Origin of the sequence: Siminovitchia fordii DSM 16014 = CIP 108821 (assembly GCF_000374565.1) — a bacterium.
Taxonomy (GTDB): Bacteria; Bacillota; Bacilli; order Bacillales; family Bacillaceae_C; genus Siminovitchia; species Siminovitchia fordii.
In genome coordinates, this window is sequence record NZ_KB894685.1 from 145,320 (window position 1) to 157,896 (window position 12,577).

At 38.9% G+C, this 12,577-nt stretch carries 19 protein-coding genes; 4 read left to right on the forward strand and 15 right to left on the reverse strand.

Annotation, left to right across the window (positions count from 1 at the left end; translation table 11 throughout):
* Positions 1 to 46: 46 nt before the first annotated feature.
* The 3 genes from C509_RS0100705 to C509_RS0100715 all read right to left on the reverse strand — a co-directional run bounded on the left by C509_RS0100705 (position 47) and on the right by C509_RS0100715 (position 715).
* Positions 47 to 184 (reverse strand): YvrJ family protein, encoded by a 138-nt coding sequence (locus C509_RS0100705; protein ID WP_018704969.1) that lies wholly within the window; start codon positions 182 to 184, stop codon positions 47 to 49.
* A 61-nt stretch (positions 185 to 245) separates the two neighbouring features.
* The gene (locus tag C509_RS0100710; RefSeq protein ID WP_018704970.1) at positions 246 to 464 is read right to left on the reverse strand and encodes a DUF2922 domain-containing protein; all 219 of its coding nucleotides are present in this window, start codon (positions 462 to 464) and stop codon (positions 246 to 248) included.
* A gap of 32 nt (positions 465 to 496) precedes the next feature.
* Positions 497 to 715 (reverse strand): DUF1659 domain-containing protein, encoded by a 219-nt coding sequence (locus tag C509_RS0100715; RefSeq protein WP_018704971.1) that lies wholly within the window; start codon positions 713 to 715, stop codon positions 497 to 499.
* A 179-nt stretch (positions 716 to 894) separates the two neighbouring features.
* Here C509_RS0100715 and C509_RS0100720 point away from each other — a divergent pair, with 179 nt between their 5' ends.
* The 3 genes from C509_RS0100720 to crcB (C509_RS0100730) are packed head-to-tail and all read left to right on the forward strand — an operon-like array spanning position 895 to position 2,107.
* Positions 895 to 1,320 (forward strand): DUF2621 domain-containing protein, encoded by a 426-nt coding sequence (locus tag C509_RS0100720; RefSeq protein ID WP_018704972.1) that lies wholly within the window; start codon positions 895 to 897, stop codon positions 1,318 to 1,320.
* Between the two features lie 44 nt (positions 1,321 to 1,364).
* A complete protein-coding gene (gene crcB, locus C509_RS0100725; RefSeq protein ID WP_018704973.1) occupies positions 1,365 to 1,757 on the forward strand; it encodes a fluoride efflux transporter CrcB in 393 nt (130 codons plus the stop codon).
* Entirely contained in the window at positions 1,754 to 2,107 is a 354-nt protein-coding gene (gene crcB, locus C509_RS0100730; protein WP_018704974.1) for a fluoride efflux transporter CrcB, read from the forward strand. The genes crcB (C509_RS0100725) and crcB (C509_RS0100730) overlap by 4 nt, the downstream gene beginning before the upstream one ends.
* A 497-nt stretch (positions 2,108 to 2,604) precedes the next feature.
* On the opposite strand, the gene C509_RS0100740 is transcribed toward crcB (C509_RS0100730), so the two are convergent.
* Positions 2,605 to 3,087 carry a CcdC family protein gene (locus C509_RS0100740; RefSeq protein ID WP_018704976.1) on the reverse strand — a complete coding sequence of 161 codons (483 nt, stop codon included), beginning with the start codon at positions 3,085 to 3,087 and terminating at the stop codon, positions 2,605 to 2,607.
* A gap of 243 nt (positions 3,088 to 3,330) precedes the next feature.
* Between C509_RS0100740 and C509_RS25295 the strand changes: the two genes are divergently transcribed.
* A complete protein-coding gene (locus C509_RS25295) occupies positions 3,331 to 3,504 on the forward strand; it encodes a Spo0E family sporulation regulatory protein-aspartic acid phosphatase (RefSeq protein WP_018704977.1) in 174 nt (57 codons plus the stop codon).
* A gap of 573 nt (positions 3,505 to 4,077) precedes the next feature.
* Here the strand turns inward: C509_RS25295 and C509_RS0100755 are convergent.
* The 11 genes from C509_RS0100755 to C509_RS0100800 form a co-directional block, all read right to left on the reverse strand.
* On the reverse strand, positions 4,078 to 5,247 hold the full coding sequence (locus tag C509_RS0100755; RefSeq protein WP_018704979.1) for a M20 aminoacylase family protein: 1,170 nt from the start codon (positions 5,245 to 5,247) through the stop codon (positions 4,078 to 4,080).
* A gap of 241 nt (positions 5,248 to 5,488) precedes the next feature.
* Positions 5,489 to 6,724 carry a diaminopropionate ammonia-lyase gene (gene dpaL, locus C509_RS0100760; RefSeq protein ID WP_018704980.1) on the reverse strand — a complete coding sequence of 412 codons (1,236 nt, stop codon included), beginning with the start codon at positions 6,722 to 6,724 and terminating at the stop codon, positions 5,489 to 5,491.
* Positions 6,725 to 6,881: 157 nt separating this feature from the next.
* A complete protein-coding gene (locus C509_RS27310) occupies positions 6,882 to 6,959 on the reverse strand; it encodes a hypothetical protein (protein ID WP_306419648.1) in 78 nt (25 codons plus the stop codon).
* A 20-nt stretch (positions 6,960 to 6,979) separates the two neighbouring features.
* On the reverse strand, positions 6,980 to 7,096 hold the full coding sequence (locus C509_RS27315; RefSeq protein WP_342664507.1) for a Rid family hydrolase: 117 nt from the start codon (positions 7,094 to 7,096) through the stop codon (positions 6,980 to 6,982).
* 82 nt (positions 7,097 to 7,178) lie between these two features.
* Complete coding sequence (locus tag C509_RS0100765) at positions 7,179 to 7,622, reverse strand: GNAT family N-acetyltransferase (RefSeq protein ID WP_211214243.1); 444 nt, start codon at positions 7,620 to 7,622, stop codon at positions 7,179 to 7,181.
* A 549-nt stretch (positions 7,623 to 8,171) separates the two neighbouring features.
* A complete protein-coding gene (locus C509_RS0100775) occupies positions 8,172 to 8,393 on the reverse strand; it encodes a YneF family protein (protein ID WP_018704983.1) in 222 nt (73 codons plus the stop codon).
* A gap of 76 nt (positions 8,394 to 8,469) precedes the next feature.
* Positions 8,470 to 8,907 carry a sporulation inhibitor of replication protein SirA gene (sirA, locus tag C509_RS0100780; RefSeq protein WP_018704984.1) on the reverse strand — a complete coding sequence of 146 codons (438 nt, stop codon included), beginning with the start codon at positions 8,905 to 8,907 and terminating at the stop codon, positions 8,470 to 8,472.
* 201 nt (positions 8,908 to 9,108) lie between these two features.
* Positions 9,109 to 11,124 (reverse strand): transketolase, encoded by a 2,016-nt coding sequence (gene tkt / locus C509_RS0100785; RefSeq protein ID WP_018704985.1) that lies wholly within the window; start codon positions 11,122 to 11,124, stop codon positions 9,109 to 9,111.
* A gap of 131 nt (positions 11,125 to 11,255) precedes the next feature.
* Positions 11,256 to 11,489: a DUF896 domain-containing protein gene (locus tag C509_RS0100790; protein ID WP_018704986.1), complete on the reverse strand. Its 234-nt coding sequence runs from the start codon at positions 11,487 to 11,489 to the stop codon at positions 11,256 to 11,258.
* Between the two features lie 87 nt (positions 11,490 to 11,576).
* Positions 11,577 to 12,230, reverse strand: a complete 654-nt coding sequence (locus tag C509_RS0100795) for a YneB family resolvase-like protein (protein ID WP_018704987.1) — start codon at positions 12,228 to 12,230, stop codon at positions 11,577 to 11,579.
* 27 nt (positions 12,231 to 12,257) lie between these two features.
* Complete coding sequence (locus C509_RS0100800; RefSeq protein ID WP_018704988.1) at positions 12,258 to 12,458, reverse strand: hypothetical protein; 201 nt, start codon at positions 12,456 to 12,458, stop codon at positions 12,258 to 12,260.
* Positions 12,459 to 12,577: the final 119 nt, after the last annotated feature.

The window sequence follows — 12,577 nt, forward strand, 5'->3', positions numbered from 1 at the left end:
GAAAAAGTCTGACGGCTTAAAAATTGAGCCCCTTGATGACAGCTGTTCACCTTTCCATCCTTTCAGGAAGGCTCTGAATCGATTGAACAACGTCTTCCAGTTTCGTTTCAATCCGGTATAATAAATAAAAAGTAACTAGTGCCGGAAATCCGACTTCACTGAAGAAGGGCAAAAGTTGCTCCACAAATAATGCCTCCTTCCCCCTATAAAATTAAAGGCTTGGACATAAGCCAAGCCTGCTGAAACTAATCCAGTGAAAATTCTGTAACCGAACGTTCGATAAGCCGCGCACCCTTTATTTCCTCATAGGTGTTTCCTTCACTGTCCATGAATACCCCGGAGTCGATCATCGATTGCATGGCATTTTTAACATCTTCAGGGTTTACCGGCTCTTGAGGCTGCTCAATGGTTAGCCTTGAAGTCTTGCCGCCGCTCGCAATAAAATGCAATTCCAATGTTTTCAAGATTTCACCTCCTTCATCTCACTTCGTTTTGATTATGCATCGATGTCAAAGCTGTCGTTACGTTCAATGGCCCAGATCGGATACTCCGATAGTGAGCCGATCGCCTGTGCAGCCTGATATAACTCTGCAGCAGTAGCATCACGATGGATGTTATTGAACGTCTTGTTTTTATAAACAGGTTTGTCCATTCCATCAGTGAGAATCTCGAATACTAGTCTTAACCTTGTTGATTTCAAAAAAGCGTTAGCCAAGTGCATCACCTCCTCTCACATTCCGTATACAGAATTTCATGCAAAAAGGACACCCGTGTATAAAAAAAGAAGAAACTTGAGATAAAATCCTGATCTAAAGGGCAACAGCTTGTCACTCTCTTTTTCAATTGGCTATAATGGTAATATGGCGAAAGCCCGTATTATCAGGAGGGAAAGAAATGCTCGAAGGTTGGTTTTTAGTTTTTATTCTTTTTTGGGTGGTCGTACTACTTTCACTTTTCGCAATCGGCGGCTTTTTCATGTTTCGTAAGTTTCTAAAGCGGCTTCCAAAAGAAGATGGAAAATCAGATATGGATTGGGAAGAGTATTATGTACAGAAAACAAAGGATCTTTGGACGGACGAACAGAACAAGCTTCTCGATGAGCTGGTAAGCCCCGTTCCTGAGTTATTCCGAGATGTCGCAAGACATAAAATCGCGGGAAAAATAGGGGAAGTCGCGATGAAGAAGAGAGCAAAGCGACTAGATCTTGATATCATCATAAAAGGGTATATATTGGCAACACCAAAGCGAGATCATAAATTCCTGCGCAAAAAAATGGATGAATTGAATATTGATATTACCCCTTATGAACACTTATTTTGAGGCTTCCTATACATGGAAGCCTTCATCATTGAAAGGTGATCAAGATGAATTATTTGGCCGTGGGCCTTGGTGGAATGGCAGGCAGCGTCATCCGCTATTTAATCAGTTTTTATACAGTCAACCTGTGGTCCGGATACTTTCCGATTGGCACATTTATTGCAAACATGTGCGGCTGCTTTTTTCTAGGCCTGTTGACTGGATTGAATGAAAATAAGGAAGTGATACCGAAAACCATCATGCTTGGACTTGGGACCGGTATGATCGGGTCATTGACGACTTTTTCGACCTTCAGTCTCGAAACTATTCAATTATATGAGTCTTCTTCTATTATGGCCGGCTTTTATGTTCTTTTGAGCATCTGCTTGGGATTATTACTCGCATGGGTTGGTTTTTGTATTGGCAATCATGGGTCGAGGAAAGGGAGGTTGGAAAATTGAATATCTTCCTTGTTGCAATTGGCGGCTTTTTTGGAGCGGTTACCAGATATTTTGTTGCAAATAAACTATCATTTTTAAATAACTCTTTTCCTGCAGCTACTTTTTTCGTTAACCTCTCCGGATCGTTTTTACTGGGACTTATAATGGGAGGTTTTCCCTCTTCAAAATGGACCTTATTGGTCGGCATTGGGTTTTTGGGTTCATATACGACATTTTCAACTTTTAAAGTTGAAATGATCAACCAACTTAGGAAAAAGAAGTGGAAACCTGCTTTGATTTACATGTTCCTCAGTTATTTTGGCGGTATCGTTCTGGCGTTCTTAGGTTTCTTAACAGGACTCAGATTATAGAAGTTTGGTTATCACGAGTTCGTTCTATTTCAACACCATTAATCAATAGAGAGGCACTTTTCGTCCTTTCGATTTGAAAACCTATTTTTTCATAATGCGAAACTGCTGCCTAATTTTCACAGACAACCGTCAATTCCAGTTTCAGAATGGCTTACTTTATTGCCCAAAAAGTCATGTTCCAATTCCTTGTTCTCGGTACCCCTTAACATACTAGATAGACGGAGTGCCTAGTCCTTCTGGCATTCCACCAAAGATATCCAGATTGCCAGCTAGTTCTTTTTCCATGCCCTCTACGCCAGGAATTGTCGAACGACTGTCTTGCCTTATCTGTTTTAGTCCATCCGGCTCAACGATGGTAATATACTCTCATCCGTTTCCACTTGCCCAGTCAGTTTAATAAAATTGCCTGCATCATCAGGGAGAATATTTCTTATTCTCATGGCTACCCCCACCCTCTAACATAAAAAAACCCCTTAACGGGATTTTTTATAAGTAAATCAAACGGACACTGATGGGTCCTTATTCAATTTCAAACTTAATTTTTTGTATTGTACGTACATGGCCAGGCGCCAAGGAACGATCATTCCAAATGCCAGTAACCAAAACATTCCGCTTAATTCTCCCACATCAATCGATTGACTAAGCACTGATTTTAAAAGCAATCGAATGAGGAGAAGACCGATTAGGATAAACCCAAACGCTTTAGACCGCTTCAAGTAAATGCCCTCTCCCCTGCATTCAAATTTAGAAGTCTTGATAAGCAAAATGGAAAACAGCATTCCAATAGTTACAGCCTCAAAAATCTCCATTGCTGTCACACGAAAATAAGGGTGAAGGAACATGAATGCTCCTGTACTCATAAAAACTGGCGGCAGAAGAATTTTCTTTGCAGATACTGGTTTCCGAGAAGCTTTCATACGTACAAAAATAGCTAGAATCCCCATGCAAAGGGCGCCCACAGTAGACAATATTATGATCATGCCAGTCATCCCTTACAGTTAATGTTATAGAATTTTTCCTCTCCTATTATATACCAAAGTTAAGATCCATCCAAAGATTTTTTTGTCAATTTTCCTATAAAAAATTCAGAATAAGTCGAAAAAAGAAAGACATATTTTCAGAATAATGGTAGAAAAGTTGGATATATATTTGCTATAATAAGGATGGCAAATATTTAATTAAAATATATAGATGCAAGTTTTTTAGGAAGGGACGTTTTTCAGGTGAAAGATCATTTGCGGGAGGAAATAGAGAAAAAGCGGGAAGAATTATTTGAAATTACAAAAAGCGTGAGCCTCACATCAAGACTTGCACTTCAATACAGCGAAGAACTAGACTTATTATTGAATCAATATGACAACATCGTCTCACATGATTTACAGCAAACCGCTAATTGATATAGATAAAGCCGGCTATCCTTGTGAAAGCCGGTATTTTCTTTATTTTCCCGAAATGAAGCAAGTCGATCTGCATTTTTATCATGTCCGGCATCTAGTAGATTTTAGGATAACACATCGTGGATGTAAAAGGTGGATGTAATTGAAAGCAATGCCTATAAAGTTGAAACGAAAAAGATGTCCAAATACAAATGCATAGACCACGCTTCTCGCCCTCCCTTTCACCTTATTTTCAATGATTTTGAGGAACATAAAAAAATTGTAAGAAGCCTAGTGAGCCCCGCGCCGTTCATAGGATTCATTGAAGTAATTATTCTTAGATGGAAGGGAATGGATAAGATAAATAAAGTTCTCCCGCAGCATCCCTAGCTTTTTCCAAATAACTGAAAGAAGAACTCCAGAAAGCCCTTTCAAAACAACTGAAAATAAAAGAGTTTTTACGAAAAACTACAATATTATAAATTTGTTTCGGGAACTCTTTCTTTTACTTTTTAAGTAGGTTTCGGAAAAAAGTTCAAGGACCCTGACTAAATGCAGTACAAAACATACCTACCACAAAAGTTATAAAAATATTTATTTGGACAGGCGCACTTTAATTAACTCCGCAAAATATTCTGCACCAATTTTTAATATCTTATCATTATAGTCATATCGCGAGTTATGAAGTGGAATGTTTCCTATTCCATCAGAATCATCACCATTTCCTATAAATACAAAACAACCAGGAACCTTTTGTAAAAACGCACCAAAGTCTTCAGAAGCCATCCACTGTTGACAATTCCCATCTACATTATTTTCACCAACCACGTTTCGGGCTGCTCTTACCGCAATATCAACACACTCTGCCCAGTTAACTGTTGGTGCGAATTCATGAGTGTATTCAAATTGACATTCCGCTCCATTTATTTGGCAGATTCCCACACTTACAGTTCTCATCCGTTCTTCTAGCAGCTTTTGTACCTCTGGAGTATAACTTCTAGTATCCCCTTTAATGACTACATTCGTTGGTATCGCATTGCGAATCCCATCTGTTATAAATTCAGTACAAGAAATGACAGCAGGAACACTTGGGTTCATATTTCGGGATATAATGGTTTGTAAAGCAAGAACAATTTCAGACGCAATAACGATTGGATCTTTCCCCATATGAGGACTTGACGCATGTGAGCCTTGGCCCTTAATTCGGATCACAAAGTTATCCTCACTTGCCATAATCCCTCCCGCTCGAGTTGAAATTGAACCCGCAGGCATTCCTGGCATATTGTGCATTCCATAAATCTCTTCTACTGGGAAGCGTTCGAAAAGTCCATCTTGCATCATAGCAATAGCGCCCTTACCAGTTTCCTCTGCAGGTTGGAAAATAAATCTGACTGTCCCATTAAAATTTTTACGCTCCGTTAGTAATTTGGCCGCACCCAATACAGTAGTCATATGTCCATCATGACCACACGCATGCATTTGACCCGGGTTCTGGGAGGTGTATGGATGTTTCCCATTCTCTGTTAGTTGAATGGCATCCATATCTGCTCTAATCCCTATAATACTTTTGCCGTCACCTACTGTAAGATTTGCAACGATTCCAGTACCACCAATATTTCTGTGAACCTCTAATCCCATATCTGTTAGGACTTTGGCAATATACTCAGAAGTATTTATTTCTTCAAAAGCACATTCAGGATGTGCATGAAGATAGCGCCTCCACTCAATAAGCTGTTTTTCAAAGCCTATATTGTTCATATTCATCGCTCTCCCTCATAAAAATTTTTATTTCCTTTTGCTATAAAAATGGCAACCATCCGAATCAAAATGATGATTTTTTCGTCGCCATCATTCTTGTTCCTGCTTTCCTATAACTTTATTTTAATTTTTTTATATTCCGATGATTATTACAAAGTAAGGGCTACCCCAACCATGTCAGATATACTATTAGGAACACTATAATGACGAGATATGTCAGAAAGCAGCCCTCTCCTTAAAAAATTTATTATGCTGTTGGATATGCCCCGTCCCACACTACTTTTCTATAATGATCCGGGTCAGTGTCACCTTCTGTACTGATAATAAGGATTTTCGAATCCTTATTCAGTTTCAAAGCTTCTTTCATATTATTGAGCATGATATTTTCAGCCAATTGACTTACTAACCCTATTCCAACCGCTGCACCAGATTCACCTGAAATAATATGGGGGTCACAACCCAATGGGTTTGCAAGAATTCGCATTCCTCGGGCGGCAACATAATCTGGACAAGAAACAAAAATCTCAGCATAATCTTTTAAAATACCCCAAGAAGTTTTGCTTGGTTCTCCACATGCTAAACCCGCCATAATCGTATTCAAAGCACCCGTTACTACATGAGGTTTCCCATCGCCTACGTGCATGGATTTGTATAAACAAGCTGCTTTATCAGGTTCTACTAAAATTGTAATCGGACGTTCATCGCCAAATTTCTCTACTAGATATCCAAGCATACTGCCCGCAAAAGAACCAACTCCAGCTTGTAAAAACACATGCGTCGGGCGGCCGGCACCAGCTTCAGCAATCTGTTCCATTGCTTCATCTATGATTGTTCCATAACCTTGCATAATCCAAGCTGGAATCTTTTCATATCCATCCCAGGCCGTATCCTGTACCAAAACCCAGCCATTTTCTTTAGCTTTCCGGCTTGCCAGCCTAACGGTATCATCATAATTTAAATCTGTTATAGAAGCTTCTGCGCCTTCTTTTCTTATATTGTTTAATCTTATTTCCGAAGAGCCTTTTGGCATATAAACGACTGATTTCTGTCCTAGCTGGTTTGCAGCCCAAGCGATTCCTCTTCCATGATTTCCATCAGTTGCTGTTACAAAAGTAATATCTCCCAGCTTTTCTTTTACTTCTTTACTTCTTAGTTTTTCAAAAGAAAGCTCTGTAATATCGACATTTAATGTTTCTGCTAGATATTTTCCAACCGCATAGGAACCGCCCAAAACTTTAAAAGCATTAAGTCCAAATCGATAAGATTCATCTTTTACCCATAGATTGCTAATCCCGAATTGTTTAGACAACTCATCTAATTTGTGAAGTGGAGTTACTTTATACTCTGGAAAGCTTTCATGAAAACTTCTGACCTTTTCAACTGCTTCCCTATTCATATATGCTGCAGATGCTTTCTCTGAATTCGTTTTTCTCGCATTTTCATTTACAATATATTGAATTTCTGATTTATTTAAATTGGCCATTTTTAATCTCCTTTAATAAAATGTTTTATCCAAATATTGCAATGACCTCTATTTCTACCCCTGCACCTTTATACTTCGACACAACATCTAGCAGGTTAATTTACAGTGAAAAATTTACCGTATATTTCATTAACTCCAGTGAAATTTGACAAATCTTTTAAAAATACTGTGTTTTTACTACATCTTCTTCTAAAGAAGCTCCAGCTGATTCTAATATTTCTTTTACATTTTTCAATGATTGTTTTGTTTGTTCCTTTAAATAACCCCTGGCATTTCTCTAGTATTAGGGTTTACAGGAAGTTGGCCCGAGACTAAAGTAGTTTTATCCAGTTTAATTGCTTGAGAATAGGGTCCAATTGCTCTAATATTCATAAAAAAATAGAAGTAAAAGTGGATGACCACTCTTTCTTCTATTCATGTATGTATTTCTGTGTTAAATACAAGTACAATCTAATCAATCGAGTTTTAGTTGGTAACAAAATGCACATTTTTCAAAACCATAAATGTCATAAAAACGATGCGCTTCTTCTCTAGCAAGACCCGAATCTAAGAACATTGCAGTACACCCTATATCTTCAGCTAATTTTTTAGCATGATCCATTAACCTACGCCCGTATCCTTTCCCACGATCTTCTTCGTTAGAAATAATACTAGATACGTAACAAGATTTTCCTGAATGCCAGAACGTATTGAAATAAGTTCCATGACAAAAACCTCTTACTTTTCCTTCATCATAAAGGAAAAATGCGAAATCCTTTTCATTTTCCAAAACTTCTTGATATACCTTCTTAATTGTTTCTTTATCGTAATCATTGGACGTCCATAACTTCTCAATATAATCAAATGCAATATCAAAATCTTCTATTGTTGCATTCTTAATTTCCATTTCATCACTCATTTCTAATTAAATTTTCTCTAGTTTTGAATTTTCCATCTGCTGAAAGTAATGATATAGATAAGTTATTAAACTCTCGTATTATTCTATCATATTATTTAGTTAATATTAATCAAAAAATAAAAGCGATTTCACCACGAAAAGAAAGCCCGAATAACCTTAAACACGGCAACGATTGATTGAGGTTAAGACCTTGATTTTCCTTATATGTTACATATGCTCTTAGGTCATGGATGGAAATTGACTCTAATTCTACTCCCCCTTTATCTTTAGATATATTTTTTAATTTGTTTATATTCCTGTTTTTTGTTCTGCAATGCCTTTTTTGTAAATCTCCTGTGCATATACTCTTCCACAATGTCCTCGAACAACACAAAAAACCACCTTTCTTTGGTTTAGTTCCCAATAGAAAAAGTGGTTTCGGAATAGTTTGATGAAAGATAAAGCAAAAATAAGAAAAAGTAGCGCTGAAAACCCCACTCTTCAACAAAATGTTGAGAAAACTTTCTTAATAATGCTACTCCATAGCCCTCAAAACGTTTTAATCAACGCTTACTTACTGTCCATGTTCTTTTTCATCATGCCCATCATCTGGTTGATTTTCTTCTGGGAAGGTTTCATCCCCATTTGCATCATCATCATACGTAACATTTGTTCATTGATTGGCGGGTTTTTCTTAAGGTAATCCATCATATATTTACGGGCGATGAAAAATCCAAGCGCCACTCCAGCCAAAAGAGCGATCGCGCCCGTTAAGATCAATTGCCAAACCATCCAAAATTCCTCCTTCGTGTTGTCTCACTTCAGTTTACTGAATTCCCGAATATTATACAATACTTGCGATACGATTTCATATGTATTTTCTTTCTTTAACAGGTTTTACCCAGCCATATCTTTCATTTTCTATATCAACAGCAAAAAAATGACCATTGAATTTTCTAAGCACTTCAAAAAAGATTGTTTCGGACTCGAAACCACCCCATGCATTCAACTGGAGCCAATCTTCTTCAATGGCCAATTCCGCTCCATCCTTATTTTTTGCATGCCCCATACAATATACTTTTCCTTTTATATATATTTGCTGATTTTGTACAAATTGGGAGAATAACTTATGTAAATCCAAATATGGCAAGGGCTCAGTTATATAATCTATTTGCTTATGTATGATTTCCTGGAGATTTCCATTGGCAGAGTGACTACCGGAAAACAATTGGAAAAATCGACTTTCCCGCCCATAAAAATAATCAGCGAATTCATCTTTTATTAAATAAATAAAGTATGTTCTCATAGGAACCTTCACTCCATTGCCAGTTTTCCCCTATTATAGTGAAAATAAAGTGAAAAGTTTGTCTATTGCTGTAACGATCATCTTTTTTTCTTTTTTTACTGGAAGTTGCAACGATTGATAGTTCCATTATGAATTTTTTTATTTCATTAGGCAAACGAAAAGATAAAAGAGGGGAAATTCCCTCCCCTCTTTTTAAAAAAATTATTTCAGGAGCTCTTTTACTTTCTCAATCACATTTGCAGGTGTAAATCCATATTCCTCTATTACCTTCTCGCCAGGTGCAGAAGCCCCGAAGCGATCAATCGCCAAGACGTCTCCTTCATCCCCAGTATATCTTTCCCAGCCGAGGGAAGCTCCCATTTCAATAGCCAAGCGCTTTTTCACTGAAGTAGGCAAGACAGATTGTTTGTATTCTTTTGGTTGTTTTTCAAACCGATCCCATGATGGCATGCTAACTACTGCAGCATCAATACCTTCTTCAATTAAAGCTTTTTGTGCTTCAATAGCAAGACTCACTTCTGAACCCGTAGCAAGCAATAACGCATCAGCCTGCTGCTTTTTCGCAGGAGAAAGAACATAAGCACCCTTTTCAACTCCGGCTTTCGCCAATTCCGCTGAACCGGAAAGAGTCGGCAAATTCTGTCTCGTCAAGATCAAAGCAGTCGGCTGCTTGTCAGATTCTATTGCCAGCTTCCAAGCTGCAGCTGCCTCGTTCGCATCAGCAGGCCTGATCACTGAAAGTCCCGGCATTGCCCGCAAAGAAGACAATTGTTCTATCGGTTCATGTGTCGGTCCGTCTTCTCCTACAGCAATGCTATCATGTGTAAATACGTATGTGACAGGTACTTCCATCAATGAAGCAAGACGGATCGCCGGACGGAGGTAGTCGGAGAAGACGAAGAAAGTTCCACCAAATACCTTCAATCCCCCATGAAGAGCCATTCCATTCAAAGCGGCACCCATTCCAAATTCACGAACACCAAACCAAATATTTTTTCCTGCGTAATTTTCCGCGCTGAAATCCTGTTCGCCCTTAATCATCGTTTTGTTTGAACTGGCAAGATCTGCTGCACCTCCGAATAAAGATGGCAGATTCTTGGCAATGCTGTTCATGATTTCGCTTGCTGAAGCCCTTGTCGCCAAGCTTTTTCCTTCTTCAAAAACCGGAATATCTTTATCCCATCCTTCCGGCAGCTTACCTTCCACAGCATTTTCCAGCTGTTCGGCCAAATCTGGATGGCTTTTTTTATAATCACTGAATAACTGATTCCATTCAGTCTCTTTGTTTTCTCCCCGGCTAATGGTTGTCTTTTCAAAATGCTCGTATACATCTTGCGGTACATAAAAATCTTCTTCATATGTCCACTTGTAATTTTCTTTTGCCAATTTCATTTCGGCTTCACCTAGCGGGCTTCCGTGTGCATCGGATTTTCCGGATTTATTGGGAGCCCCGTAACCAATGACAGTTTTCACTTCTATTAAGGTTGGGCGGGATGTATCAGCTTTCGCTTCTTCAATCGCCTTTTCGATTTCCCCTACGTTATTGCCATTTTCGACACGGATATACTGCCATCCATAAGCCTCAAATCGTCCTCCTACATTCTCAGAGAATGATTGAGAAAGGTCGCCATCCAGTGTAATATCATTTGAATCGTACAATACGATCAGTTTTCCAAGTTTTAAGTGTCCAGCAAGGGAAGCTGCTTCGGAGGCGACCCCTTCCATCAAGTCTCCGTCACCGCATAACGCATATGTATAATGATCTACGATGTTAAAATCGTCTTTATTGTATGTCGCGGCCAAATGGCTTTCCGCCATAGCCATGCCTACTGCCATGCCGACACCTTGTCCAAGCGGTCCTGTTGTGGCTTCTACTCCGGGAGTATAACCGTATTCTGGATGTCCTGGTGTTCGACTGCCCCATTGACGGAAGTTTTTAATGTCTTCCATCGTTACATCGTATCCCGACAAATGAAGCAGGCTGTATAAAAGCATAGATCCATGGCCGGCCGATAAAATAAAGCGGTCACGATTAAACCACTCTGGATTTTTTGGGTTGTGGTCCATGTGCTTTGTCCATAAAGTATATGCCATAGCGGCTGCACCCATTGGCAGGCCGGGATGTCCTGAATTTGCTTTTTCAATAGCATCAATCGACAGCGTCCTGATCGTATTGATCGAGAGCACATCGAGTTCTTTCACATTATGATCTTCCATCTTGATTCTTCCTTTCCCATATGTTCATCATTCTTATCATAAAGATATTGATAAAATTAAACAACTCTTTCTAAAGGCTGTTGAAAAAAGAAGCGGGAAAACTTGAATAGCGCCCGCTTCTTCTTCCAATATTAATGGAACTTCTTGTTCTCCTGGATTTTTCGCAACTTCAAAGGTGTCACTTCGTCTCCGTTAGGATCGAACACTCTTACATTTTCAATCGTCTGTCTCATTGAAGCACGAAAAGTTTGCAGGTATTCCCCTCTAAGCTTTGACTGCTCTTTTGCTTCCGCTTTCGTCAAACCTGTGCTTTTCGCCTTTTTTGCTAGTTGATTGATCCTTGCGAGTTTTTCTTTTGAGAGCATAAAAAAACTCCTTCGTTTTCATTTTATCTCTAGTAATACTACTAGAAAAACGGATTGAAAACAATAAAGGAGTATTGAACAATCGTCTTAATTTTGGTCGGCTTTCCGATCCATGTATTCCTGGTACCTTCTATGAACGGTAGCTTTTGAAACATTATAACCAAAACCTCTTATGACCGATGCGATCTCTTCAAAGGTTAAGTTGTTTTGTCTGAGCCGGACAATTTCTTCCACAGGGATTTCTTTCCGCTCTCTTCCATTAACATTGCCGCGTTTTTTTAAGTTTTGCTCAGGTCGATAACCTTTTGCCACAGCCCTTTTCATTCCGCGTCTGATTTTGATATTATGCAGTCTCCGCTGATATTCTTCTATCATTCCTATTATATTTAGGAGCATGGAATCTGTTTCGGAAACTTGAAGTTCACCGTCATGGGCAAGTGAATACAGTTTAATATGTTCCTTCAACAAAAAATGCATAAGGGCGATTTTGGCATTTCCACGGCCAAGACGAGTTTCGTCCTGGATCAGGACAGCATCGATGTCACCGGTGGAAACCTTATCCAGCATCTCCATCAAACCTGGCCTGTCCAGGTCATATCCACTCGATTGATCTCGGATGATGGAATCAATCTGAAAGCCCCATTTTCCGGCTGCACCCGACAATTCCTCTTCCTGCCTGGCCAATGAGGTTTCCTGCACCTGTTTTTCGGTGCTTACCCTGCAATATATGATTACTTTCATATAAACCACTCCAATGGACACATTCCGCTAATCTAACACTTGTTCCCCTTTTGTTATTAACCCTTGGCTGTTCTGTGTTTGTTCGACATACATATTCTGTTGGTTTCCCGTCAAAGTTTTGGGGGGCTGTTCTTCTTCCGTCAAGTTAAATATGAAAAAGAGTCCCATCATGGTTGAAAAAATGAAAAAGATAACGATAAAAGAATGATTCCTTATGATTGATAACATCAATAACCACTCCCGAATGTTTGTTCGTATTTGTTTAAAAATATTATAACCAGAACATAGGTTTGTGTCAAACAAAAATTCGAACTTACGTTTGTATTAAAAGAAGCTGCGTGCTATAA